The organism is Microcoleus sp. PH2017_34_RAT_O_A (assembly GCF_020737885.1).
Classification (GTDB): Bacteria; Cyanobacteriota; Cyanobacteriia; order Cyanobacteriales; family Microcoleaceae; genus Microcoleus.
This window is the reverse complement of record NZ_JAEQDD010000054.1, coordinates 41444-66042: the sequence shown is the minus strand read 5'-3', so window position 1 is coordinate 66042 and position 24599 is coordinate 41444. Positions and strand designations below refer to the sequence as shown.

Below are 24599 nucleotides of genomic sequence, written 5' to 3'. Positions count from 1 at the left end.
ATGTCTTTATCTCCACATAAACTGCCTAATTATCAACAAGGCATAAGAGCTATGAGCCTTATTCTATCAGCGTTATAGGCGACTTGTCACCCCGACAGCATCGTTTGTTTTCTTACGTAACCAGAGCCTGTCAAGGAGTGATTTTTACTGATCTTGAGTTAGTGAAAAAACTCATGGCAAAAACTCATACTAAAACCGGGCTTTCTGTGGTGATAAATGTGCTTGATAAAATCTATGAAACTGGTCGAAAAGTAGCTAATGGATTGAAAGAAACAATGAAAATTATTTTTGATGAATATCTGCCAAAATGGAATTATCGTGCAGTGCCGATTATTTAACAAACGCTAAAGTTATTAAATTTTCATTCCTTAGTCCTGGGCGCATAAACTCTTTGACCTGGTGAAAAACAAGTTGAAAGACTTACTAGGCAAGGTTTTGAACAGATCATGAGTTCCTGAGGTTAGATCTTGTTAGTTGAGTTACTCTGCATCACGATCGCTCCGGTGGGATAACGGCTAGTTTCAGACGATTCCAACGTCACGAATAACCCGGAAATACCTGCGTCATAAAAGTCGGCAGGCATCCAGAATTTATCTAGCACCTTTCCCTGGGAATTAATTTTTAGAGTGCCACAGGGAATTTTTTCGCCATCCGCGATCGCCCAAAGTCGATAGACTTTACCTTTGGGTGGAGTCACCAGATTTTGCACGGCTAGAATCCCCTGCCGTTTTCCTAGATTCACCACAAAGCTACCCGCAGCAGTATCCGACGCATTCACAGCCTTGAGAGAGAAAAGTTGCGTCTGGGACTGTTGCAGTAGGGTATTGATATCTTGAGCCATGCGGAAATCCTGTCGCAAGCGATAGTTATCTACTCCTAAATACAGAATCAGAAGTGCCGCGACACCACCCATGACGGTGCGCCAGGGGAGTCGAGACTGTTTTTGTTGGGAGGGTTGGAAAGTCGTGGTAGCGGCAGCCAGGATGACAGATTGGAGATGAGGAGGCGGTTCAACGCTGTTTAAGCTGTAAACAACTTGGTCTAAGGTTGCCTGAAGCTGCTTCACTTCTGCCACTAATGCTGGATTTTCTGCCAACATTTGCTCGAATACCTCTACTTCGGCGCGATCGAGATCGCCGATGACATAGCCTGCTGCCAAGATTTCGATTGCTTCGGGAGTCAGAGATTCAGTCATTCGATTTTAGATTTTAGATTTTAGATTTTGGATTTTGGATTTACCCCAGGGATAAATTCGGGGGCTTGAGGATGCAAGGATTTTCGATTGATTCCACGGATAAATCCGGGGGCTTGCACTATCAAGAAATTATTGGTCATAAGTCAATTGAATCCTGTAAAAGTTGCTTCAGTTTGACGAGTCCCTGGCGAGTCCAGCTTTTCACGGTTCCCAGGGGTTTATCCAGTTGTTGGGCAATTTCTGATTGGCTGAGTCCAGCATCATAGGCTAGTTCGATCGCCTGCCGTTGCTGTTCTGAAAGCTGGGTCAATGCCTGTCGCACTTGCTGCGATCGCTCATTGAAAACAGCCTCCTCAAACGGAGTAGGCGCGGGGGTTGCAGCGGTGACGTTCTGCCCCCAACGTTGCACCAAATTAAGGATACGACTGCGCGATCGCAATTTGTCGATCGCCCGCGATCGAGTCATGGCAATTAGATAGCGCACCAAATGACCGTGTTTAGCAGGATCGATCGGACGCTGCCACAGCGACAGAAAAATTTCCTGTGTCAAGTCTTCGGCTTCCTGCTGGCTTTGTAACACTTTTAGCGCTACTCCATACACCACGCTGCCATAGCGATCGTAGAGACACCCTAATGCCTCTGGTTGCTTTGCCTTCAGGCTATCCAATAGTGTGGCATCACTGGGAGTTAAAGGCTCTGAGAAATTGCGATCGGGAGAACTCGACGGCATAGATTCAGGTAAGTAGACCGAGGTTAATTTCTCTGCAAAAATGCCCGATGCCTCTTGCAGTATGAGTGCCAACCCTGATGTAACAACTTTTTTTGAGCATAGAGCAAACTTCCTGTCATTTATAAAACGATTGATCGAGCTAATTGGATGAGTCTAGCATCGATTTTTTGTCGAAGTGGTGATTTCGATCCGATCCGTTGACATTAGCTAATGTCTCAAGCCGAACAAACCGCGCACAGCAGTTTAGTAAGAAATTTTACAGAATTCAAATCCAAAATTGATCCGCAGTCGTCTTCATAGTACAGACAAGCAAATAGCCTGGTTAGCATTCTTCCCAGGGAGCGTTTGCAACTAAATCCCTGAAAAACTATGAACTTCCACAAAATCACGTTTGCGACTTTATTAACTATCTCTACAGTCGCAGGATTACAAAGCACAGCTTTTGCCAATCATCGCTTTGACGCTCTCAACCAAAAGAATAGCGTTCAAGTAGAAGCTTCTCAACCAGAAAACCCTCAAGACATCTCTCCAGAGACGCAGCAATCTCAACCAGAAACCCCTCAAGCCATCTCTCCGCAAATGCAGCAGTCTCAAGCCTCGACAAAGACTCAAAAAGATAACGAAATCAACGTTAAGGATATTAGCCCAGAATACTGTCGCTATCTGTTCCCATCATCAGGTAAGGTGAGTTTGTTTGAGTATTCTGAGGGTTTAAATCGTTGCCAGTATGGCAATTAACAAAGTCCTTCTTCTTTTTGACCGCAAGCAATTTGGTGACAAGCCGCCGGATTTATAACCGCAGGAAGCAGGAAGAAGGAAGAAGGATCATCCCAATTTTGCAAATAGACTGCCAGCAGACAAAATAATGGAACATCCCAAATTTAAGTGTAAGGGCGAAGCATACCGACAGACAATTTATTGGTAAAAACCAGAGATTTACGGCCGTCAGGTGCTTCGCCCCTACCGATATATTTGCAAATACGGAATGCTCTCAAGGAATTTGCCTCTCCTACTCAAATTATAAGGCGTTTCCATACCATTACACGAAACTAAAATGATGAAAAAAGATTTTCGCAAGTACCATCGGATGATTGCCACATTCTTTTGTTTGCCACTACTTTTCACTGCTCTAACTGGCATTAGCATTGCGATCGCGGATACATGGCTACATCAAGCAAGACTCGCTGCTTTTTTAATCTCTGTTCATACATTTCAAATCTTCAAACTTGATGCAATCATGCCAATTTTGAATGGGTTGGGTTTGATTTGCTTAGTGGCTACTGGAATCAGTATGACCGGATTATTTACCAAACGCCATCAACCGAGGCAGATAGGAGATCGATCGTGAAATATATTGCTTATTTTTTCATGGCAATTGCCAGTGGATTCCTGGTTATTATGTTGTCGTTGTCATCCTGTAGTCCGAACCATCAGGCAACGAATCAACCAATGGTGATGAAAGATCAACCCAAAGCAACTCCCAGTCAGACTCCGGCAAAATCCCCGGCTAGCCAACAAATTGCCGATGTCACGGTCAAAATTAGTAATTTCAAATTTGAGCCAGCGAATTTGACGATCGCAGTTGGTAAAACTGTTCAATTTATCAATCTTGATGAAGATCCCCACACAGCAACATCTATGGATGGTGCTTTCAACTCTAAAGGACTGGATACCGATCAAACCTGGAACTACACCGCCACAAAACCAGGAACCTATCCCTACATTTGTGCAGTTCACCCTTTTATGAAAGGAACGCTGACAGTCACACCTTAGAAAAACCGATCGAAAACTAACCAGAGGAACACTCATGCAACGCAGAAAATTTATCGAACACGTTAGCTGGACAGGATTAGGAATCGTGTGGGCAGTCAATTCTAATGGCTTATTGACTGCTTGTCAGGTAGGAGAATCAAATGCTCAAAAATCATCCACGGCTGCACCGTTTTCCTTCGTTCAAATTAGCGATACGCACATCGGTTTCAACAAACCGGCAAATGACCATGTTACCGACACGCTTCAGAAAACGATCGATGCGATTAATGCTTTACCCACTCCGCCAGCATTTGTGATGCACACGGGTGATATTTCCCATTTATCTAAACCAGAAGAATTCGATCGCGCGAAACAACTGCTTTCTCAATTAAAAGTCCCGTTGTTTACTCTACCAGGAGAACACGATACGATCGGCGATCGGGGCAAAGCCTACGAGGAAGCCTTTCCCCGAAAGGATGTCAGGGAAGGTTTACAGGTTTGGGATCAGGCGGGAATACACTTTGTCTCTTTGACCAATGTGCTGGAATTTGGGGAGACTGGAACAGGTAAACTAGGTCAGGCGCAACTGGACTTGCTGGCGAAAGATTTGGCAGCACAGAAACAGGATACGCCTCTCGTTGTTTTCAGCCATCTTCCCCTATATGACCTTTATCCTAAATGGGGATGGGCAACTGCTGATTCTGCCAAGTTGCTTTCGCTGCTATCTCGCTTTGCGTCGGTCACAGTATTGACGGGTCACATCCATCAAGTAATTGAGCATACCGAAGGCAATATTCGCTTCCACACCGCTGCGGCGACGGCTTTTCCTCTACCCGCCCCTGGTAATGGCGAGCAACCTACTCCCATCAAACTCCCTGAGAAAAATCTATTGGCGGTGTTGGGATTCCGCACGGTTGAGGTGATTGCAGGGAAGGAGACTAAAGTTGACCAACATACTCTGGGCTAGATCGTGTTGGTTAATAGCTACCCGCCTCAACGATTGACTCATAATCGTTTAAAACTGGGTAAGGATATGGAGAGGAAGCATCCCAACTTCGTTAGCGCAGCCCTCGAAGAGGATCGCCCTCCTGTCTTGTCCCTTGCCTTATGTCCCCAGCAGAAACAATTATGCTATCCCCAAATCTCAAATATGCTTACTTTCCCGGTTGTGTCGCCCAAGGGGCCGCCCGCGAACTTTACCTTTCTACCCAAGCGCTGACTCAAGCTTTGGGGATTGAACTGGTGGAACTCAAAAAAGCTTCCTGCTGCGGTTCTGGCACTTTTAAGGAAGATTCACAGTTGTTGGAAGATACTGTTAACGCCCGCAATATTGCTTTGGCTGAACAACTTAATCTGCCTTTACTCACGCATTGCAGCACTTGTCAAGGGGTAATCGGTCATGTGGACGATCGCCTCAAGGAATCCCAAAAGACCGATCGACCTTACCTCGAAAAAGTAAACGGTTTACTCGAAAAACAAGGCTGTTCGCCTTATCAAGGCAGTACGGAAGTGAAACATCTGCTGTGGGCAATAGTCGCAGATTACGGTCTGGAGGAAGTGCAGAAGCGAGTCACCCGCAAGCTTTCGGGTTTGAAGTGCGCGTCTTTTTACGGGTGCTACCTGCTGCGAGCTCAGGATAACTTGGTTTACGACGACCCGCACCAACCGGAATCCATGGAAAATGTGTTTCGGGCGATCGGGGCAACTCCGGTTTACTATCGAGGACGGACGCAATGCTGCGGTTGGCCGCTGGCGAGTTATGCCACAAACCAATCTTTTCAGATGGCCGGCAAACATATTGTAGATGCTCTTGACAACGGTGCTGATTGTATGGTAACTCCTTGTCCGCTTTGTCACTTGAATTTGGATTCGCGTCAGCCGGAAGTCGAAAAAGTAATTGGGCGTAAGTTGGGTTTGCCCGTATTGCATTTACCGCAATTGGTGGCTTTGGCTTTGGGTGTTGAGCCAAAAAAACTAGGACTCGATCGGCATATTGTTTCAACTAAGCCCGTGTTAGAAAAATTAGGCTTTTAGTTTTTCTAAAGTTCGTAGTCAGGACTTCAGTCCTTTCTAACTCGGATAGGACTAAAGTCCTGACTACGAACCTACGATCGACTGTGAAGTTTTGTCGCTTTTTCGCGAAGTGCTTCCAAGCACTGCGGTAGACTAACCTTTAATTCTCTGTGCAGGCATAAGCGGTGGTACCTCGCCGTCAAATCTTTTAACTCGCAGAGCCCGCAAATTTTTAGTGACTCGTTGGGAGCCTTTATTCAATGTCTCATTCAGTCAAAATCTACGATACCTGCATCGGCTGCACTCAATGCGTCCGCGCTTGTCCGACTGACGTTTTGGAGATGGTACCCTGGGATGGCTGCAAAGCGGCTCAGATTGCCTCGTCTCCCCGCACAGAAGACTGTGTCGGTTGCAAACGTTGCGAAACAGCTTGTCCTACCGATTTTCTGAGCATCCGGGTTTACCTGGGAGCAGAAACCACTCGCAGTATGGGTCTAGCTTACTAAATATCGATCGAACTGTCGATCGAGTTACGGGCACAGGAGAGGGGGCGATTAAATTGCCCCCTCTCTTTTTGTCGCGGAATCTGCATTCTGCGACAGGAAGAAGGTAATACAATTTGGGATTTGGGATTTGGGATTTTCGACGATCGGCAACAAACGGACACAAGCCCCCGACGCGAGTGTCAGGATCAAAAGCAAAATATTAGATCTGAGATCTTGCACCATTCTCAATTAGCCGTAGGGGCGGGTTCGCCAGTAGCCTTAAAGGTAGCAAACAGGTTCTATAAACCCGCCCGACCCCACGAAAAATCCTCTTATTGACAAGGCGTGCAAGATCTCAGTTAGATCCTAGTTCCAGCTTCCAAATTCAAAGTTGCAAGTCAAATCTAAAATCTACAATCTAAAATCGACTGAGTATCATGGTTGGGATCTTCCCTACAGTTGCATTCTTTTTTGCAACTGGTGTAAAAATGATAAAAATTGGGTTTTATCGCGATCGCTAAGCAGGAGTAGTACCTTAAATGTGCGGAATCGTTGGTTATATCGGCACGCAAGCAGCAAGCGAGATTTTGCTATCAGGATTGGAGAAACTGGAATACCGGGGTTACGATTCATCAGGCCTCGCTACCATCTCCGAAGGAAAAATTACCTGCATCCGAGCAAAAGGCAAATTGCACAACCTCCGGGAAAAGCTAGCAGAGATAGACTCTCCCGCTCCCATCGGTATCGGACATACCCGCTGGGCAACTCACGGCAAACCAGAGGAATATAACGCTCACCCTCACCTAGATAATAGCGGGCGAATTGCCGTAGTTCAAAATGGAATTGTCGAAAATTATCGCGAGTTGCGCGAAGAATTGAAAGCCAAGGGACATAAATTTGTCTCGGATACGGATACAGAAGTTATCCCTCATTTAATAGCTGAAATTTTCCAAGAAGGAAGAAGGAAGAAGGAAGAAGGAAGAAGGAAGAAGGAAGAAGGACAAGATCCAACAGCAGAGGAAATTACTGAGTTGTCGTTTTTGGATGTGGTTTCAAAGGCGGTGAATCGGCTAGAAGGAGCTTTTGCGATCGCCACAATTTGTGCAGATTTTCCAGACGAAATAATTGTCGCCAGACAGCAAGCTCCTTTGGTGATTGGCTTTGGTGCAGGTGAATTTTTCTGTGCTTCCGACACGCCAGCGTTAATATCTCACACCCGCGCTGTTTTGTCCCTCGAAAATGGCGAATTAGCAAGACTAACTCCGATGGGAGTAGAAGTTTATAGCTTTGCAGGACAAAGGCTGAAAAAAACTCCGCGCATCCTCGGCTGGAACCCAGTTTCAGTCGAGAAACAGGGCTTCAAGCACTTCATGCACAAGGAAATTTACGAACAGCCGGCAGTCGTTCGAGCTTGTTTGGAGACTTATTTAGACAGCGATTGGCAGCCCGGAAATCCAGGCTCTCCCATCAATCTCAACTTGCCACCAGAACTTTGCGCCGATGTCGAGCAAATTTCCATTCTCGCCTGCGGAACGAGCTGGCACGCCTCGCTAATTGGCAAATATTTGTTGGAACAGTTAGCTAATATTCCCACGGCTGTGCAGTACGCTTCTGAGTACCGTTACGCGCCCGCACCGCTGACAGCAAATACTTTAATTATTGGGGTAACTCAGTCGGGAGAAACGGCGGATACGCTGGCTGCTTTGGGGATGGAACAGCAGCGTCGCGCGGCTTTTACCGATAAATTTCGATCGCGAATGTTGGGCATTACTAACAGGACTGAAAGCTCGATCGCCCACATGATGCCACACATCATCAACACCCACGCTGGTATAGAAATCGGGGTGGCGGCAACTAAAACTTTTGTCACTCAGTTGATGGCTTTCTATTTCTTAGCTTTGGATTTGGCGCACCAGCGGCAAACCATCAGCACCGAGAGATTGGCAGAAATTCTTGCGGGTTTGCGCCAGTTACCAGCCCAAATCGAGAAGTTTTTGGAGATTCAAGAACAGTATGTCGAGGAATTGTCGCACCAGTTTACAGAAACCCAAGATTTTATCTTTTTGGGGCGGGGAATTAACTTTCCGATTGCTTTGGAAGGGGCGCTGAAACTTAAGGAAATTAGTTACATTCATGCCGAAGGATATCCGGCGGGAGAGATGAAACACGGCCCGATCGCCCTTTTGGATGCTAAAGTGCCTGTAGTGGCGATCGCGATGCCCGGAAGCGTCTACGAAAAAGTCCTTTCCAACGCCCAGGAAGCCAAAGCCCGCGACGCCCGTTTAATTGGCGTTACGCCGAAGCATGGCGCGGCGGAAGCTGATATTTTTGACCACGTTTTGCCGGTGCCTTTGGTGGATGAATTGTTGTCGCCGATTGTGACAGTGATTCCGCTGCAATTGTTGGCTTATCACATTGCCGCGCGCCGAGGTTTGGATGTGGATCAGCCACGCAATTTGGCGAAGTCGGTGACGGTGGAATAATTGTTGACAGTTGACAGTTGACTGTTGACTGTTGACTGTTGTCAATTACCCGATGCCCGATTCCCGATGCCCGATGCCCGATTCCCGATGCCCGATTCCCTATTCCCTATTCCCGATTCCCTATTCCCGATTCCGCAAATCGCCGCCAACAACACCCAACTTATCGTATTAACCCGCAAATCAAACAGAGTTACATCTACAGTGTTAAACAGCGTACAGGCGGCGAAGGCTAATAAATAACTGAAGAAAATTAGGCGATCGGCATTTTCGACATCTTGACAAACCACCTGATTTGTGCTAGTAGATATTGAATTTTGATTGAGAGCTAAAGGATTTTCCGGTACTTCCAGAGTTGCTATTTGCTCCTGTTTGATATTCGCAGGAAAAATCTGCCAATTCGCCAGCAATAAAACACCTTTAGCCAAAACCCAACCAACTAAACCAAATAACAAAAGCGTTGTTGGGAATCCCGTTTCCGCAGCCAACATCAGCATCAAACTGTGAGGATGACCCAGCCATTCGTGCATTCTATCTTGATAGAGAGGCGTAAAATTTCGCAATCCCCAACCAGTCCAAGGACGCTGCTGAGCCATCGACCAAGCAAATTCCCATTGAGTAGTTCTCAAAGTAGCAGTCGGGCGATTTGGAAACATTTCATCCGTAAGTCTCGCCCAGAAAAAAGCCGGGATAATTATTCGCAAATATTGCCGTAAAGGTTCCGGGCCAAACGCCGACAAAAACACTGCACCCACTGCACTAAAAACCGCAGCTAATATTTTTTTATAACCCGCATAAAATGCAAAAGCCAAAACTGCCAAAACTGCCAATCCCCAAGCATTCCGAGAATTAGTAAAAATCAAAGCAACAGCATTTCCTACTACTGCAAAACTTAAAAATATGAATTGGGTATTGGGCATTGGGCATTGGGCATTGGGCATTGGGCATTGGGCATTGGGCATTGGGGATTGGGCATTGGGCATTGGTAATTGGTAATTGGGCAATTCTCCCCCTCTCCCCGTCTCCCCCTCTCCCCCTCTCCCCCTTTCCCCCTCTCCCTTCTTCCCTCTTCCTTCTTCCTTCTTCCTTCCTCGTTCTTCCATCCACAATCCGAGTGTTAAAATAAAAGCGATTGTTAAATAGCCGGCTAAAATATTAGCGTACATAAATACAGAAGCCATGCGGCCGGGGGGATTGCCTTTCGGTTCGAGTACCCAGCCAAAAATAGGCTGCAATTGATCGATGCCGCTCCAACCTAAAAATTGCTGTCCCAAACCTAAAATTATGACGGGAATTGCACTAATTGCTATTATCCAAGACAATTGTCGTAACTGAGCTGGAGTTTGAATTAAACTGCTAAAAGCAGCAAACAATATAAAGAATGGCCAAAAATTGCACAAGCCTAAAACAGCCTCGATACGGTTGTTGGCAAAAATCGTTGTGATGACTAGCAGCACACTCAAAATTGCGAATCCTCGATTCAGCGGGCTGCGGCAGATTTGCCGGAACTTTTGCTGACAAGTGCCGGCCAATCCCAGGAATATTCCTAAAGCTCCCAAGATTGGAATTGTCGGAAAAATTAGCATCCCGATTTGAGCGAAATTCCAAGGGATTTGCAGGCGGCGATCGGGATGTTTTTGCAGGTAAGAATTGAGATTTTTTGCTGTCTGTTTTACAGCTAATTTCCACGTTTTTTTGATATTCACCCAAACTCCCAATTCTTCAATTCTTCACTCCAAAATCCAAAATCCAAAATCGCTATGCTAGTTCCCAAACGCATTCCGATCGCGTTAAGCGAATTTGAGCCAAGGCAAAAATGGTCGGGATAATGCGCCCGTAGTTCGTAGAAATCGATCGCCAACCCAAATCTGCTAAAAACCAAGTCCACATCACCGGGCCGAGCAATGAAAACACGCTCCGTGTCGCACCGTAACGAGCCGCAGTCACGGCCATCCCCCGCCGCGCCGTCTGAATTGCGACATAATTTTGAAACTGGGTTGCTGCGGTTGCAGTCCCTGCGATCGCTACTTGTGTGGCCATTTGATAGGTAGCAAAGTGCAGCGCAAATTGATTGGCCATCAATTTCAGCAACATGGGTTTTAAAATTGAACTAACGGCTAAAGCGCTGCCACCTTTGAACAGCAAACCGAGCGGGTCTTTTTCAGCAGAAATTGGCAACGGTTCAGAAAGTTTAGCATCGACAATTGCTCGCTGTACGCGGACTGTCAGGGCTTGCTGTTCGTCTTTCGGTAAACGCTTCCAGGTGCGGCCCATTAAATGCAGAAATACTTCTGCCTCTAAGTCGGTGGTTGACAACTGTTTGGGATAAGGGATTTTGAGATAGCGGCAAACTTGAATTAGTGCTTGTCTGTAGGTTACTTGTTCGGTTCGCCCTCTCAGTACCGTCAACCCGTCGGCGGCAAGATACCGAAACCTTTGTTCTACGGCGTCTAGCCATGCTTCGCGATCGCGGCTTTGTACGTCTAGGGGTGCGGGGGTTTGCACGTAATCTAAAGGGTTAAACTTGCGACTGAACAGAAGTTCGGTTAGTTGCTGCAATTCTTCTTCTGTTGTCAATTCTAGTGCTGCTCTGAGTTCGTCCAAGATTTTGCCCTCCCGTCATACTATTTTAGATTTTAGATTTTAGATTTTAGATTGTCGCTGAGTAGCGCGCTTTTGGAACTTGCCGATCGCTACATTTTTTTAACTAATCTTACCTGTCGATTATTTTACTACCTGGCGGAGGGCGATGGCTTACGCCCCGCTACGGCTTTGGCCTTTTATGTTCGTGGTGCAGAGCATCTTTTGCCCCGCAGCCTTTATGCTGATTGGTAAATCAAAAATACCTGACAGTTTAACTATGTTCGATGTTGTGGCGATCGGTGCGGGGATGGCGGGGCTGATTTGTGCTCGACAGTTGCGTCTGGCTGGCTATTCTGTGGCGGTTGTTGAGAAATCTCGCGGCCCCGGCGGACGAGTCGCTACTCGCCGCGTACATGGCACGAGGGCCGATCACGGGGCCCGCTATTTGGAGCCGCAGGGGGATGCGGTGCAGGCGTTAATTGATGTTTTGGTCGATCGCCAGATCCTGAAACTTTGGACGGATAGCGTGGGAGAATTTCGAGAAGGAGAAATATCTTCGATTCCCAGTTCTTGTTATGTGGCACCTGCTGGGATGAATGCTGTCGGTAAGTATATCGCAGAGGGTTTAGACATTTGGTACGGCCGCCGAGTCAAAGCGATTTCTCGTACTGAGAGTGAAATGTGGCATCTTTCTCTGGAAGTTACCGACGACAATTTAGATCTACCTCAAGAATTGATTGCTAAGGCTGTGGTGGTGGCAATTCCTGCTCCTCAAGCTTTAATGTTTTTGGATACAGAACTTGGTTTTTCCTCTGATTTTATTGACAAATTGCGCTCTGTAGAATACGACGCTTGCATTACAGTTATGGCTGGCTATTCTGCGGAACGAAATTCTGATTTGAGCAATCTAAATCCGCAGTGGAAATCGGTTTCTTTTCCCGATGATTCTGATTTAAGTTGGATTGGGCTCGACAGCAGCAAGCGCAGCGAGTCCCAGCAGCCTGTGTTTGTGGTTCACAGCAGCGCCAATTTTGCCGATCGCCATCTAGAATCTACCGATTTGCCAACAATCGGTCAGCAATTGCTCGATCGCGCTTCTGAACATTTAATGCCTTGGCTCAAGCAGCCGGAATGGTTGCAGGTTCACCGCTGGCGCTATGCTTTTTGTCGGAATCCTTTACCTGTTTCTTGTTTGGTGGCGGAAGAAACTTTGCCGTTGGTTTGTGCGGGGGATTTGTGCGGGGAAGGTCAAATTGAAGCTGCTTTGCGATCGGGAGTTGCGGCGGCTAATTGGGTTGATTCTCAGTTGGATAGTTTGCCGTTAAATTCCAGTCTAAATTGGTAATTAAGACTACAATTAAGGTGTGGCTGGGAGGAAAATCTAAGTTAAGCTTGATGTTAGGTTGGGTTCTGTAGTGAAGATTTACAGCAAAGCAAGTGGTTGAGATTAAACTAATCCAGCAACATCAAATTGAACAAGCCAAGCAAGTAGTCATTGCGGTATGTCTAGAAATTTGGCAGGGCGTATTAACCAAGGATGAGTTGAGTCGCTATGATTCAATGTCTGATATTGAGAATGTACGATCGCACTATTTCGACAATAACGGCACTTTTTTGGTATTAGTTGATGGTGAGCAGGTTGTAGGCACTGGAGGCATCCGAAAACTTGATGATGAAATCTGCGAACTTAAGCGGATGTGGTTTCTCAAAGAGTATCGAGGACAAGGGTTAGGCTGGAAAATGGCTCAAATACTCTTTGATTTCGCACTCGCGGCAGGTTATCGGAAGATTAGGCTTGACTTAGCAAACGAAGAGCGACAACCAGAGGCACTCAAACTTTATAGGAAGCTTGGCTTTTATCCAATTGAGAGATACAACGATAGTCCATGCCTTGTATTTATGGAGAAGTTGTTGCAATAGATTTCTGGCAAAAAGATAGTCCCTAACAGGCAGGATGCCTGTTCCACAATAATTATGCCAGAGGTCTAATAGTAGGGACAAAGAAGCAGAGCTTTATCTCAAACGCTGCACCTCCTCCACCGACACAGAAAGCGCCTGGGCAACTTGTTCGAGACTCAAACCCATTCCCAACAGTTGGGGGATAGCATCTCGTTGTGTTTGCTCCGCGCGATCGGCCCGTTGACTCTGGGCTTCCGCCCGTTGACTCTGGGCTTCCGCCCGCTGACTCTCAGCTTCCGCCCGCTGGCGTTCCTGTTCGGTATGGAGGCGTTCGAGTCGAGCTTGCTCGCTTCCGGTTAGCAACAAATTTCCCTGGTTATCCCACCAGCGCAACCACCGCTGTGTCTGATTTTGATAGCTGCCTTCCCATAGGCCTAATTCTATGCCCATACGGTCGATCGGGTAATGTCCGCGATCGTTCGGTTCCAATCGGCAATAGCAACCATTCACCCAGTTGTAGACTTCCAGTTGGCTGGTTTTAATTACATAAATGGCGTAGTAGGGAATGCGGATAATCTGTTCGTATACCCAAAACTTCCCTGGTTTCTGATTAGTACCTTCTGGTAAACGAGATAAAGGCGTGTTGTCTCGTTCTTCGGAACCATTCCCACTGGCAAACTCGATCGCAATTATTGGCACCATATACTCGCGCCAAATCACGTAAGAGCGACGAATTTCGCCGTCCACGAGGGGCCCAACGTTGGGGACGTAGAACCAGTCAGGCGCTTCGGCACCCTTTTCTGGTGGGTCGGTTTCGCGCCAGTAGATGCCACAATCTTGCCCGATCGCATATTGTCCGTCGGGGTGAAGCCTTTGCAGTGTGATTTCTAGGGAGTCGGTGAGCAAAATGCTCTGGGGATGCGCTTGAAAATTATGACAAAATGTACCGTCAGATTCGGGGAGTTGCGTGTGATCTGGGAATGCGGGAGGCAAGCCTGTTTCACTGAGACTTTGGGTCATGACTGGTACGCGATCGACCTAGCGATCGGACTGATGCTCTATTACCACAGCATAGCGATTGTCGATCGATTTGTGCAGAGGAAGAAGGCAATTAAAGCAATGATTTTAGCAAAAGAACATCCGGTGGAACCGGGCGTGGTTGCTACTTCTTCGTTATTCATTCAGCTATTGCTCTAAAAAATAGATCGAATGATATCAAATCCGCTCTTCATCGGAATCATATAAACGGAGGATACCGCGAGTGCCTTAGTCCCTACAATTGATCGCGGTAGGGAAACGGCATCTTGAGTGTCCTCTATATCATTCCGGCGCAGCCGGAATTGATATGACTTACAAAAACCTGGGAAATGGTGTAAATTGCCACTTTCCCCATTTTTTATTTTTGTGCTGTCTCCTGCTTTTTCAAAGCTTGTTCTTGCATCTGCAATAACTCTGGAACTGTTACAAATTTGTACCCTTCTTTTCTCAGTTTAGCAATAATATCCGGCAAAGCTTGTACAGTTCTCGATCGATTGCCACCGCCGTCGTGCATCAACACAATGCCGCCGGAATTTGCCTGCCGCATCACGTTGTCCATCAACGATTGCGTCGCAGTCCGCCAATCTAAAGAATCAGCAGACCACATGATAACTGCATAATTTTTCTTCTGTGCGTAAGCTGCCAATCCATTGTTTAAAATGCCTCCTGGTGGCCGAAACAGTGATGTTTTTACCCCGGTCACTTCCTCAATTAATGATGACGTGCGATCGATCTCGCGAGCCGCACCGTCTTCGTTATATTTAATGTATTGGTGGTTCCAAGTGTGGTTGCCGATCGCGTGACCGGCTGACGCAACTTGTTTGCCAAGTTCGGGATATGTTTGCAGGTATCTTCCTACCCAAAAAAATGTAGCCTTAATATTGTTTTTCTTGAGAATCTCTAGGATTTGTCTCGTAGTTGTCGGCCAGGGCCCGTCGTCAAATGTTAGGGCGATCGCCTTGTGCTGCTGGTCCAGTTTTGCCTGACGCAGCATGGTACCTTTAAACTGGGATGGTAGGGATGATTGAAAACGAGTTTCCTGCTGTTGAGCTAGAGCTTTTTGGGAAACTTCTACTCGATGGGCGATCGCTCCTGCGATCCCACTAACATTAGATATCAATTTTGGTTCTGGCGAGGATACTGCCAAGACTTGTGGCTGCATCGGTGGCGCTGGTTGATTGGCCCGCAAGTTCATTGGTAACGTCACACCCAGCAAAAAACTGCCTGCGGCGGCCAGAAAAGCAACGATTAATTTTTTTTGCCGCCTCAAAAGCCGTTTCATATTTGTCACGTCATTATCTCCTTCACACCTTGGAAAATTAATTCTAGATTTTATTTTGATATCAAGTTAATCCACTCAGGACGATCGTATTAAATGCGATTGTCCATAGAAATGTTACTGCAAATGACCGATCGCGGGGAAGTCCGGCAGGATTAACAAGTTTAAGAATTTTCACCCAGAGTTCCCCTAACCGATCAAAACGGGGAATAGTGGCAATCTTCCGGAAGGTAGTTAAATCCCGTTAATTGCACGTTCTATTCTATATAGTTAGGGGCTCAGACCCAAAAAGCCGGGCCGCTAACTGACACTACGGGCCGATCGCCCGCCCCAGCGTCTTCAAATTAACTTTTAGGGCCGATTCTTTCTTGATACAAGCCGACAATCCGATCGATAACTTCGTCAACAGTCAGATTATCTGTTTGAATTTCCACAGCATCAGCAGCTTTCCGTAAAGGTGCTATCAGGCGAGTGCTGTCCTTGGAGTCCCGCAGAGCGATGTCTTGTTCTAACTGGGCCAAACTAATATTAGCCCGATCGGCGTCTTTAAGTTCTAACATCCGCCGGCGCGATCGCTCTTGTACCGAAGCCGTCAAATAAATCTTCAATTCCGCATCGGGAAAAACATTAGTTCCTATATCGCGGCCTTCTGCCACAATCCCACCTTTTGTACCGCAGCGCCGCTGTTCATCTACTAGAAACTGGCGCACAGCGGGAATTGCCGCCATTTCCGAGACGCGAGATGTCACTTCCAAACTGCGAATTGCCTCGGTTATGTCTTCGCCGTTAATCTTCAGCATGAAAGATGCGGGATCGAGATTGTATTCCAAATAGCTGTAACTAATTAATTCGGCGATCGCACATTCGTCGGACATCGGCGTGTTTGTTTTCAAAGCCAGCCAAGTCAGCGCCCGGTACATCGCGCCAGTATCGAGATAAAACAAGCCCAAAGCTTTTGCTGCTTGGCGAGTTACGGTAGATTTGCCAGCGCCCGCCGGGCCGTCGATCGCCACAATTGGCCTGCGATTCCTGAGAATTATATTATCAATCAAGCGAGTAGAGCCAACTCTGGCTGCTACGGCTAAAAGTCCCGCTGTTTCCACCACCTCCAACGGCATCAGAGTGTCGGGATCGACGAGTTCGGCGTATTCGAGCTTAACTTCGGGTTCTCCAGCGACTTCGGCGCGCGCGGCAGCGAGTGCTGCGGCCCAGGTGCGGTCGCCTGAAGCAAAAGTTTTTGAGGCTTGTTCCAGCGCGCGGTAGAGGGCGCAGGCTTGCTGTTTTTGCTCTGTTGTTAAATACTGATTTCGAGAACTCATTGCTAGTCCAGACTCTTCGCGGACGATCGGGCAAGCAACAATCTCTACAGGCAAGTTAAAATCCACAGCCAGCTTGCGGATAATTGCTAGCTGCTGGGCGTCTTTCTGACCAAAATAAGCTTTTGTCGGCTGCACCAAACTCAAAAGTTTGGTCACAATTGTCGCGACGCCCTGAAAATGACCGGGCCGAGACTTGCCGCACAACACCGATGTCATCGCGGGTGGCGGCACTACTTGAGTTAAGGATGAAAGTTGATTTTGTGTTTGGGCGGTTTTGTCGGTTGCTGTGCGATCGCCCCCTGGGTTCCCAAACATTTCTGTTGCTGGGGGAGCAAAAATGGCATCAACGCCAGCTTGTTCGCACAGCAGCCGGTCTCGATCCAAATTTCGGGGATAATCTTGAAAATCTTCTGTCGGGCCAAATTGCAGCGGGTTGACAAAAATGCTGACTAGGACGATCGCATTGTCTTGTCTTGCCCGCTGGATCAAGCTGAGATGTCCGGCGTGCAAAGCTCCCATCGTCGGCACCAAACCGACTGTCACGTGAGGTGCAGCAGACTTTTGTGAATTTAAGTAGCAGCGAAGTGCTGCAATGCTAGTAAACAGTTGCACCGATACAATCTCCTCAAGGCATTCGGCAGAATGCAGAATTTATTTGTCTGAATTTGTTCGATCGGACATCTGGCACCAATGTTAGCAACTTGCCTCGCGTGCGAGTTCCACAACAAATAAACTATGGTGGGGCGCGAGACTATGGCGACGAGTGCAAGATGTCAGATACTTCAAGCCCGGACAAGTTTTATTCTAGTTTCTGCTTTCTACAGTTCGGATAACTTTTGTATTCTGCCTTACCAGAAAGAATTGGTTTAAAGCCGCAACCCTTGTAGGGGTCTTTGAGCGATCCTTCAACCGCAGATGTCAGACAGATAAACACAGATAAACGCAGATGATTTCAGGGTGTTTTCCGATTTTTGCAAGAGGTCTATTACTCCAATCCTCGGACTTCTAGGTAGAGGTCGCCCTCAAGCTGTCAACTGTCAACTGTCAACTGTCAACTGTCAACTGTCAACTGTCAACTGTCAACTGTCAACTGTTGTTTACTTTTTCGGTTCGATTACTTGGATTTCCACTCTCGCAACGCCGCTGCTCATCATTCCGAGCACGTTGGCTGCGCCGGCCGACAAGTCAATCAGCCGATCGCCCACGTAGGGGCCGCGATCGTTAATCCGAACGACGACGGAGCGGCCGTTGTCAAGATTTCGCACCATGACTAGAGTGCCGAAGGGCAAGTGGCGGTGTGCAGCAGTCAAGGCATTTTGGTTAAAACGCTCGCCGCTGGCGCTGAGGTTGCCATCAAATCCGGGGCCGTACCAGGAAGCCAAGCCGCTGAGCCGCACTTGAAGTGGGCCCAAAGATAGCACGGGGGCTTCTGGTTCGGGTTGGGGTTGGCCTGCGACTGCTTCCAAGGGTGGGGCGTTGCCCAGGAGTCGGCGGAGGCGATTGGTTACTTGCAGAGCATCTCGGCTGAAGTTGCTCGTGGTGTCGGGGAGGATGTTTTGAGCGTTGATGCTTACCAAATCCTCGCCGTTTGCCTGGATTATGTAGCGATCGCCTTTTTCCCACTTAACGGTAATGCTGTTGGGATCGATGTTGTTGCGGTTTAGCTGGTTGAGTCTTGCTGCTAAGCTAGATGCCCGCCACATTGGATCTGGTTCTTGATTGGTGGAATTGCTGGCAGTGTTTCCGGCTTTGGGATTTTCTTTTGTGCCGGCTACTTTTGACTGACTGCTACCACTGGCTTTGCGATCGCCAGTTTCTCCAATTTTGGTGTTGGTTTCCTGGCTTGGGTTCAGAAAGGTGATGACTGGAATGTTTCGCACGTAGACTGTCACTGCTTGTCGCCCCTCCAAGTCGTGGGGCTGAATTTTGACGATCGAGTCTTGGTCAATGTCAGCTCTTGCTTGGTACTGATACTGTCCAACTTTTTGTGCTTCGGCCCGAGTTGCGTTTAACTGCGGGGACGGTTGGGTGGCAATTACTTGCTGCTTGGAGCCCTGAGAGTCTGGCTTCAGAGCGTCTGTCGCTTGTGCGTGACAAGAAGAGGCCGTTCCTACCACAGGAACTAACAGGACAGCGAGTAAACCACCAACAAATTTTTCCTTCATACGTCCATTTTTGTGAAGAGCCATTGCCAACCGAGATTGGAGGATTGGCCATTTGGCGGCAGGCGTCAAGGATTTTTCTCGATCCCTTCGCTATTCCCCCGTGAGTCAAAGCAAAGTATCCGGGTGCGTTTTTGCTGTAATGCTTCAGCGAAAAAAAAATTTTGGCTGAAACTTCCCCGATCTTTGACAACTCAATACTCGATCTGCAATTTGTGTTTTGGTAACGAACTGCAACAGACTACCACAAACTTTTGCGCTTGGGGATCGCTGTTTCGATACATTTGAGCAATATTGCTCAAATTTTCTCAGAACTCTGTCTAATAAAGTCCTTTAATTGCAGTGGTTACAGCCATTTTCAGAATTCCAGAAATTTTTACAAAAATTTACAAAAAATTCGTGTATTTTATGGCTGCCGAAGGATTAGCCTGAAAAAATCTGTTTGTCAAGTATTAAATGTTGAGTTCGCCCCCAAATGGATACTTGCTGCGATCGCAAAATTTTATACTTCTGTTCGAGATCCCAGCTCCAGAGCTCGTTCAACCTTGGCGCTTACCTGGAAGCCTAAAATCCGCAATCGGCAATCCCCAATCCCCAATCCGCAATCGGCAATCCTCAATCCGCAATCGGCAATCCCCAATCCTCAATCCAAAATCCCCAATCCTCAATCCAAAATCCCCAATCCTCAATCCAAAATCCGCAATGCCCAATGCCCAATGCCCAATGCCCAATGCCCAATGCCCAATGCCCAATGCCCAATTCTCAATCCCCAATCCCCAATCCAAAATCCAAAATCCAAAATCCAAAATCGGCTGACTCTTGGGAATAAACTAAAACTTACAAATGGATTTGGGGGACTTATGGATTATCGAGCAGCAGGTGTGGATGTTGAGGCGGGCAGAGCTTTTGTCGATCGCATCAAAAATACAGTCAAAAGCACCCACCGATCGGGAGTTTTGGGCGGATTCGGCGGATTTAGCGGGTTTTTCAGCGTTCCGGAGGGTTTAAAAGAGCCGGTGATGGTTTCGGGCACTGACGGCGTGGGAACTAAGTTGAAATTGGCCCACGATCTCGATCGGCACGACACGGTAGGTATCGACTTGGTGGCGATGTGCGTCAACGACGTACTGACATCCGGCGCCGAGCCCCTCTTTTTTCTCGATTATTTAGCGACAGGAAAGTTAAATTCCGAACAATTAGCTGGGGTGGTGACAGGAATTGCTGACGGTTGCAAACAAGCGGGCTGTGCTTTGCTCGGAGGGGAAACCGCAGAAATGCCTGGTTTTTACCAAGCCGGTGAGTACGATTTGGCTGGTTTTTGCGTGGGAATTGTCGAAAAGAGCAAATTGCTCGACGCTTCCCAGGTACGGGTGGGAGATATCGCTGTGGGGCTGGCTAGTTCCGGGGTGCACAGCAACGGTTTTAGTTTGGTGCGAAAAATTGCCGGCGATCTAGGTTTTGATTGGAATTCCCAACCGGAAAGATTGGGCGGTCAAAGTTTAGGAGAAGTGCTGCTGACTCCGACTACAATTTATGTGAAACCAGTCCTCGAAGCCCTTAAGAGCGGTTTAGAAATTCACGGTATGGCTCACATTACAGGCGGCGGTTTGCCGGAAAATTTGCCCCGCTGTTTGGGAGCTAATCAATCTGTAAAAATTGACAGTAATAGCTGGCCGAGTTTGCCAATTTTTGACTGGATTGCTGAGGCTGGCTCTGTGGCGACTGCCGATATGTTCAATACTTTTAATATGGGTATTGGCTTTGTGCTGTTGGTCGATCGCCGGGAAGTTGAGCAGGCTGTGAAGTGGTTTGAGTCTCAGGGAATTGGTGCTTTTGCGATCGGCGAAGTTATTGAGGGTAACGGGGAATTGGTAATGGGCGTCGATTAATTTTAGTTGCGTGAATTAAAAAGAATCGCCCTTTTTTTTCGGGTTAAATGCTTGACTCCTGGCAGCAAAGGAAGTACAATTAGATAATGGAAATAGTGGCAATTTTAAAATTTAAGTTACCACTCCCATTATCTAAAATATACCACAGTAATTCTAGCCTAGTCAATAGGTAATACTTCTTTTTTAAGGCAAAATTTTTTAACAAGATTTATCGCATTAACTCTCATTATAATCAAGACAACCTAAAGGAGGTAATACTATGTTGACAAGCGATCTCAATGCTCTACTTGACCAACAAGCACTCCAACGCCAAGATTCCGAATGTCGCTATATTACCGATCGCGTTAACTGGGAGCAATATGAAACTTTACTCACCAGAAATGGGGATAGTTCGGCATATCGAGTCACTTATTTAGATGGAGCTTTAGAAATTATGTCACCTTCCCGTCGTCATGAAAACAGAAAAACGCGGATTGGAGATCTTTTAGTCATTTACTTTTTAGAAGCAGATATCGACTATTTTCCCTTTGGTTCTACCACCCTGCGGCAAGAGGAAAAAAGAGGTGGGACGGAACCCGATGAAGCTTATTGCATTGGTACAGACAAAGAATTTCCCGATTTGGCAATTGAGGTTGTTGTTACCAGTGGTGGCCTGAATAAACTGGAAGTTTACAGAAGGTTAAATGTTAAAGAGGTTTGGTTTTGGCAAAATGAACGTTTTAGCCTCTACTACCTGAGAGAAGAAATTCCAGTTCAATTTGTCCAAACCTGCGGTTATGAGCAAATCTATCGGAGCGAAATTCTCCCTGATTTAGATATAGAATTGTTGGCGGAATATGTCCGATATCCGAATTCGCTCGCAGCAGTTAAGGAATTTCGACAACGAGTGATTTCTGGTTAAAACCAGAATAGATGCCGATCGAAGGTAGCTATGACTCTTGATCAGCATAAGCTTGACGGCATACTCAAATTACTGCAAAAACCTTTTGTGCTAAAATTAAAGAGCTTAAACATTACTGATTAAGAGCCTTTAACTAAGATGTCTAAGGAATCAGTCATCACAGAACATATCGAAATTACGCCTGGGGTACTTGGTGGTAAGCCACGCATTGCGGGCCATCGAATTGCTGTAGCACACATCGCCGAAATGTATCTGAAAATGGGGATGTCTATAGAAGAAATCGCGGGCAAGTATGATTTGCAACTTGCCTCGGTTCATGCAGCAATGACCTATTATTACGATCGGAGAGAAGAAATCGATCGTCGCACTGCTGAAAGTCGAGCTATTGTGGAAGAATTAAAGCGCAATAGTCCACCATCTCCGTTACAAGAAAAATTGAGGGCAATTAGAGGTGAGTGAGCAAATTCGTTTTCATTTAGACGAACATATTGACTCTAATATTGCGCGCGGTTTGCGTCGTTACGGCATAGATGTTACAACAACAGTTGATGCAGGATTGCGGACTAAAAGCGACGAGTCACACCTGGAATTTATTCGCGAACAGCGGCGCGTGATAGTAACTCACGATGACGATTTTTTAATTATGGCAAGCGATACCACAGATTATCCGGGGATTGTCTATTGTCCTCCTAATTCTCGTTCTGTGGGCGAGATTATCCGTAGTTTGATTTTAATTTATGAAGTGTATGCGCCTGAAGAAATGATCGGGAGGATTGAATATATTTGACATGATTGTAAGGCGATCGCCCTTTGGGTTATTTGGGGAAAAAAGCGCGATCGCACTTTCGGAAAAATGAAAAATGCTACATCTGAGCAACTTGTCTCATCAATTCATTCAATTGCCCATCAATAGCATTTAATTGATCTGTGAGTGATGCTAACTCCCGAATCTTTTGGTCAACATTAGCTTGACCTTTTTGCTTTTCAGCCAGAATAGACTTAACTTGAGTCCGAACACTTTGAATCTCGTTACCAAGTCCTCCATCTACACCGTCCTCAATTTCTTTAATCTTAGCTGCAACAGCATTAGCTACTTCATCGGGCTGGTTTGATGCTTGAAATTGAATTTTGTATTCTTTACCTACTTGTTGTTTAACCTTATCGTTAATCCCGTTAACCTTAATGAAGGCTTGTAGTGAACCACTAGCAAATATTGCTGGAATTAATATCCAAGGGTTGAGTCCAACGAGCAAGTAAGTTACGCCAACGGTAGCAAGTTGAGGAATCAGACTTTTGAGCATTTCCTTGTAGCCAAATAACCCTCCTATCGCGGCAGAACCATAGTCCATCAATACAAAACCAGCAATCCCAGAAAGAATGCGATTAATCGGAGAAATTTTAGTATCTTCTACCGGTACATCTAGTTTTGATACCTTAGTTCCAGAAATCTCAACACGCACTCGATCTAAATCGGAGAAAAAGTTGCCTGCTTTGTCTTCTAATTCCTTGAATAGATCATCCAATCGACTTCCTAAAAAGGGCTGTAACTCATGACGTTGCCATTGGGTAAACTCTTTCTCTACTTTGCTGGAAAGATATTGAGTCACCTCTTCAACAACTCTTTTAGCCGCCTTTTCCATGTTGACGATATCTTTTGAGAATAGTTTTACACCTTCTTGGATCGTATATTCCTTCACCCAGCCATCGATTTTGTCACCGACTTGATTGAGAAGCTGGCGAGATTTTCCTCTAACTAGCTCTTTAATATCTTCACGGAAGTTCGATATCCGTCTCACTATGCTTTCACGCTCCTTCTCCAATAGTCGCAGTGACTCCTGAGCATCAGTATAGCGTTTTTCCAAAGTTTGCAAATCAGTTCTCAGCATTGATTCTCGCTGAGGAATAATTTTTCGTGACTCCTCAATAGACATTCGGAAAACTTTTTCTGATCGGACAATTTTCACCCGCCCTCGTTCCTTAGCTAAAAATGTTGCTAGTGCTTGCTCAACAAGTTCTATACCAGAATTTTTAATTCGGTTCACATCCTGATCTAAATAACCTTCCAAAGCATCTACAGCCGTGATAAAAAAGATCCCCTGGGTTCCTTGTTTGGTTAGATTTCCAAACTGAGATAAGCCATGTTGTCTGACTCGCTCTTGCTCTTCTTTTTTCCGAATATCATTGAAGCGATTGCAGATAAAAAAGATATCCTCGTGACCGCAATTACTCAACAGTTCGATCATCTTCTGTTCAGAAATTGACGGGCCGAGTTGTTCGCAAGACAGAACAAAAAGCACGGCATCGACTCTTGACAAGTAATCTACCGTAACTTGCTGGCGTACTTCGTTTTCATTCAATCCGGGAGAATCAATAATTTCTACACCATTGCGACAGAGTTCTAAAGGCCAGAATAATTCCACCTTTTCATAGGGACTTTCTTTTGCTTCTTTTTTATCAGAGTTTTTAATCACAACATATTCTTCTATTTTATCCACAGGTATTTCCTGGGGCAATCGCGTTGAACCAGAAGCAGCCTTTTTGTAATATAGCATCGCTTTCTGTTTATTCCCCCATTTAACTTCATTAATGATTGCAGTAGTTGGCGTTGAGTATGCAGGTAGCACTTCTTGGCGTAATAAAGCATTAATAAAAGTGCTTTTTCCCCGTTTGAACTCACCCACTACAAGCACTTTAAAACCATCGGTTAAAATCCGCTCTTCTAATTGACGGATAGTTGCTTCTGTTTCCGTCATATTAAGAGAATGCAACACATCTATTTGCTGCTTCACTAAAACAGCTAGGGCGTTACGTTTTTGTTGAAATAACTGATATTGTCGATCGTTAGAGTTCATAGTAGTCTCCTTTTGACTATTA

25 protein-coding genes are annotated in these 24599 nt (G+C 46.3%); 15 read left to right on the top strand and 10 right to left on the bottom strand.

Annotated elements, in window-relative coordinates; genetic code table 11:
- Positions 1 to 137 precede the first annotated feature (137 nt).
- Positions 138 to 338: a hypothetical protein gene (locus tag JGK11_RS18945; RefSeq protein ID WP_293212478.1), complete on the top strand. Its 201-nt coding sequence runs from the start codon at positions 138 to 140 to the stop codon at positions 336 to 338.
- Positions 339 to 460: 122 nt separating this feature from the next.
- Here JGK11_RS18945 and JGK11_RS18940 read toward each other — a convergent pair whose 3' ends face one another.
- The gene (locus tag JGK11_RS18940; protein ID WP_293212476.1) at positions 461 to 1195 is read right to left on the bottom strand and encodes an anti-sigma factor; all 735 of its coding nucleotides are present in this window, start codon (positions 1193 to 1195) and stop codon (positions 461 to 463) included.
- Between the two features lie 136 nt (positions 1196 to 1331).
- Positions 1332 to 1997, bottom strand: a complete 666-nt coding sequence (locus JGK11_RS18935) for a sigma-70 family RNA polymerase sigma factor (RefSeq protein ID WP_293212474.1) — start codon at positions 1995 to 1997, stop codon at positions 1332 to 1334.
- A gap of 297 nt (positions 1998 to 2294) precedes the next feature.
- Between JGK11_RS18935 and JGK11_RS18930 the strand changes: the two genes are divergently transcribed.
- From JGK11_RS18930 to glmS, 7 genes are all read left to right on the top strand, one after another.
- Positions 2295 to 2663 (top strand): hypothetical protein, encoded by a 369-nt coding sequence (locus JGK11_RS18930; RefSeq protein ID WP_293192872.1) that lies wholly within the window; start codon positions 2295 to 2297, stop codon positions 2661 to 2663.
- A gap of 316 nt (positions 2664 to 2979) precedes the next feature.
- Positions 2980 to 3273: a peptidase gene (locus JGK11_RS18925; RefSeq protein WP_293192874.1), complete on the top strand. Its 294-nt coding sequence runs from the start codon at positions 2980 to 2982 to the stop codon at positions 3271 to 3273.
- A 107-nt stretch (positions 3274 to 3380) separates the two neighbouring features.
- A complete protein-coding gene (locus JGK11_RS18920; RefSeq protein ID WP_293192876.1) occupies positions 3381 to 3698 on the top strand; it encodes a cupredoxin family copper-binding protein in 318 nt (105 codons plus the stop codon).
- Between the two features lie 34 nt (positions 3699 to 3732).
- A complete protein-coding gene (locus tag JGK11_RS18915; protein WP_293192878.1) occupies positions 3733 to 4644 on the top strand; it encodes a metallophosphoesterase in 912 nt (303 codons plus the stop codon).
- Between the two features lie 161 nt (positions 4645 to 4805).
- The gene (locus JGK11_RS18910) at positions 4806 to 5711 is read left to right on the top strand and encodes a CoB--CoM heterodisulfide reductase iron-sulfur subunit B family protein (RefSeq protein WP_293212472.1); all 906 of its coding nucleotides are present in this window, start codon (positions 4806 to 4808) and stop codon (positions 5709 to 5711) included.
- Positions 5712 to 5950: 239 nt separating this feature from the next.
- On the top strand, positions 5951 to 6196 hold the full coding sequence (gene psaC, locus JGK11_RS18905; protein ID WP_015175986.1) for a photosystem I iron-sulfur center protein PsaC: 246 nt from the start codon (positions 5951 to 5953) through the stop codon (positions 6194 to 6196).
- A gap of 518 nt (positions 6197 to 6714) precedes the next feature.
- Positions 6715 to 8658 carry a glutamine--fructose-6-phosphate transaminase (isomerizing) gene (gene glmS, locus JGK11_RS18900; RefSeq protein ID WP_293192880.1) on the top strand — a complete coding sequence of 648 codons (1944 nt, stop codon included), beginning with the start codon at positions 6715 to 6717 and terminating at the stop codon, positions 8656 to 8658.
- Positions 8659 to 8699: 41 nt separating this feature from the next.
- On the opposite strand, the gene JGK11_RS18895 is transcribed toward glmS, so the two are convergent.
- Both JGK11_RS18895 and JGK11_RS18890 read right to left on the bottom strand, forming a co-directional pair.
- The gene (locus JGK11_RS18895; RefSeq protein ID WP_293212469.1) at positions 8700 to 10361 is read right to left on the bottom strand and encodes an O-antigen ligase family protein; all 1662 of its coding nucleotides are present in this window, start codon (positions 10359 to 10361) and stop codon (positions 8700 to 8702) included.
- A 52-nt stretch (positions 10362 to 10413) separates the two neighbouring features.
- Complete coding sequence (locus JGK11_RS18890) at positions 10414 to 11259, bottom strand: YaaW family protein (RefSeq protein ID WP_293185418.1); 846 nt, start codon at positions 11257 to 11259, stop codon at positions 10414 to 10416.
- A 256-nt stretch (positions 11260 to 11515) separates the two neighbouring features.
- Between JGK11_RS18890 and JGK11_RS18885 the strand changes: the two genes are divergently transcribed.
- Together JGK11_RS18885 and JGK11_RS18880 are read left to right on the top strand one after the other, a co-directional pair.
- Positions 11516 to 12583, top strand: coding sequence for an FAD-dependent oxidoreductase (locus tag JGK11_RS18885; protein WP_293205841.1), 1068 nt, complete (start codon positions 11516 to 11518; stop codon positions 12581 to 12583).
- Positions 12584 to 12675: 92 nt separating this feature from the next.
- Positions 12676 to 13158, top strand: a complete 483-nt coding sequence (locus JGK11_RS18880; RefSeq protein ID WP_293205764.1) for a GNAT family N-acetyltransferase — start codon at positions 12676 to 12678, stop codon at positions 13156 to 13158.
- A gap of 93 nt (positions 13159 to 13251) precedes the next feature.
- Here JGK11_RS18880 and JGK11_RS18875 read toward each other — a convergent pair whose 3' ends face one another.
- On the bottom strand, positions 13252 to 14157 hold the full coding sequence (locus JGK11_RS18875) for a Uma2 family endonuclease (protein ID WP_293212467.1): 906 nt from the start codon (positions 14155 to 14157) through the stop codon (positions 13252 to 13254).
- Here JGK11_RS18875 and JGK11_RS18870 point away from each other — a divergent pair.
- Entirely contained in the window at positions 14149 to 14334 is a 186-nt protein-coding gene (locus tag JGK11_RS18870) for a hypothetical protein (RefSeq protein WP_293185421.1), read from the top strand. The genes JGK11_RS18875 and JGK11_RS18870 overlap by 9 nt on opposite strands.
- A gap of 199 nt (positions 14335 to 14533) precedes the next feature.
- Here JGK11_RS18870 and JGK11_RS18865 read toward each other — a convergent pair whose 3' ends face one another.
- The 4 genes from JGK11_RS18865 to JGK11_RS18850 all read right to left on the bottom strand — a co-directional run bounded on the left by JGK11_RS18865 (position 14534) and on the right by JGK11_RS18850 (position 19741).
- Positions 14534 to 15457, bottom strand: a complete 924-nt coding sequence (locus tag JGK11_RS18865; protein ID WP_293185445.1) for a polysaccharide deacetylase family protein — start codon at positions 15455 to 15457, stop codon at positions 14534 to 14536.
- A gap of 341 nt (positions 15458 to 15798) precedes the next feature.
- Complete coding sequence (locus JGK11_RS18860; RefSeq protein WP_293205768.1) at positions 15799 to 17385, bottom strand: bifunctional pantoate--beta-alanine ligase/(d)CMP kinase; 1587 nt, start codon at positions 17383 to 17385, stop codon at positions 15799 to 15801.
- A 485-nt stretch (positions 17386 to 17870) separates the two neighbouring features.
- Complete coding sequence (locus JGK11_RS18855) at positions 17871 to 18938, bottom strand: septal ring lytic transglycosylase RlpA family protein (RefSeq protein WP_293185424.1); 1068 nt, start codon at positions 18936 to 18938, stop codon at positions 17871 to 17873.
- Between the two features lie 536 nt (positions 18939 to 19474).
- Positions 19475 to 19741, bottom strand: coding sequence for a hypothetical protein (locus JGK11_RS18850; RefSeq protein WP_293185425.1), 267 nt, complete (start codon positions 19739 to 19741; stop codon positions 19475 to 19477).
- A 54-nt stretch (positions 19742 to 19795) separates the two neighbouring features.
- On the opposite strand from JGK11_RS18850, the gene purM reads away from it, so the two are divergent.
- The 4 genes from purM to JGK11_RS18830 all read left to right on the top strand — a co-directional run bounded on the left by purM (position 19796) and on the right by JGK11_RS18830 (position 22512).
- Positions 19796 to 20824: a phosphoribosylformylglycinamidine cyclo-ligase gene (purM, locus tag JGK11_RS18845; protein WP_293205770.1), complete on the top strand. Its 1029-nt coding sequence runs from the start codon at positions 19796 to 19798 to the stop codon at positions 20822 to 20824.
- Between the two features lie 259 nt (positions 20825 to 21083).
- Complete coding sequence (locus tag JGK11_RS18840; RefSeq protein WP_293212465.1) at positions 21084 to 21725, top strand: Uma2 family endonuclease; 642 nt, start codon at positions 21084 to 21086, stop codon at positions 21723 to 21725.
- 138 nt (positions 21726 to 21863) lie between these two features.
- On the top strand, positions 21864 to 22184 hold the full coding sequence (locus JGK11_RS18835; protein WP_293196706.1) for a DUF433 domain-containing protein: 321 nt from the start codon (positions 21864 to 21866) through the stop codon (positions 22182 to 22184).
- Positions 22177 to 22512, top strand: a complete 336-nt coding sequence (locus JGK11_RS18830) for a DUF5615 family PIN-like protein (RefSeq protein WP_293196705.1) — start codon at positions 22177 to 22179, stop codon at positions 22510 to 22512. Before JGK11_RS18835 ends, JGK11_RS18830 begins: the two co-directional genes overlap by 8 nt.
- A gap of 76 nt (positions 22513 to 22588) precedes the next feature.
- Here JGK11_RS18830 and JGK11_RS18825 read toward each other — a convergent pair whose 3' ends face one another.
- On the bottom strand, positions 22589 to 24577 hold the full coding sequence (locus JGK11_RS18825; RefSeq protein ID WP_293212463.1) for a dynamin family protein: 1989 nt from the start codon (positions 24575 to 24577) through the stop codon (positions 22589 to 22591).
- Positions 24578 to 24599 lie beyond the last annotated feature (22 nt).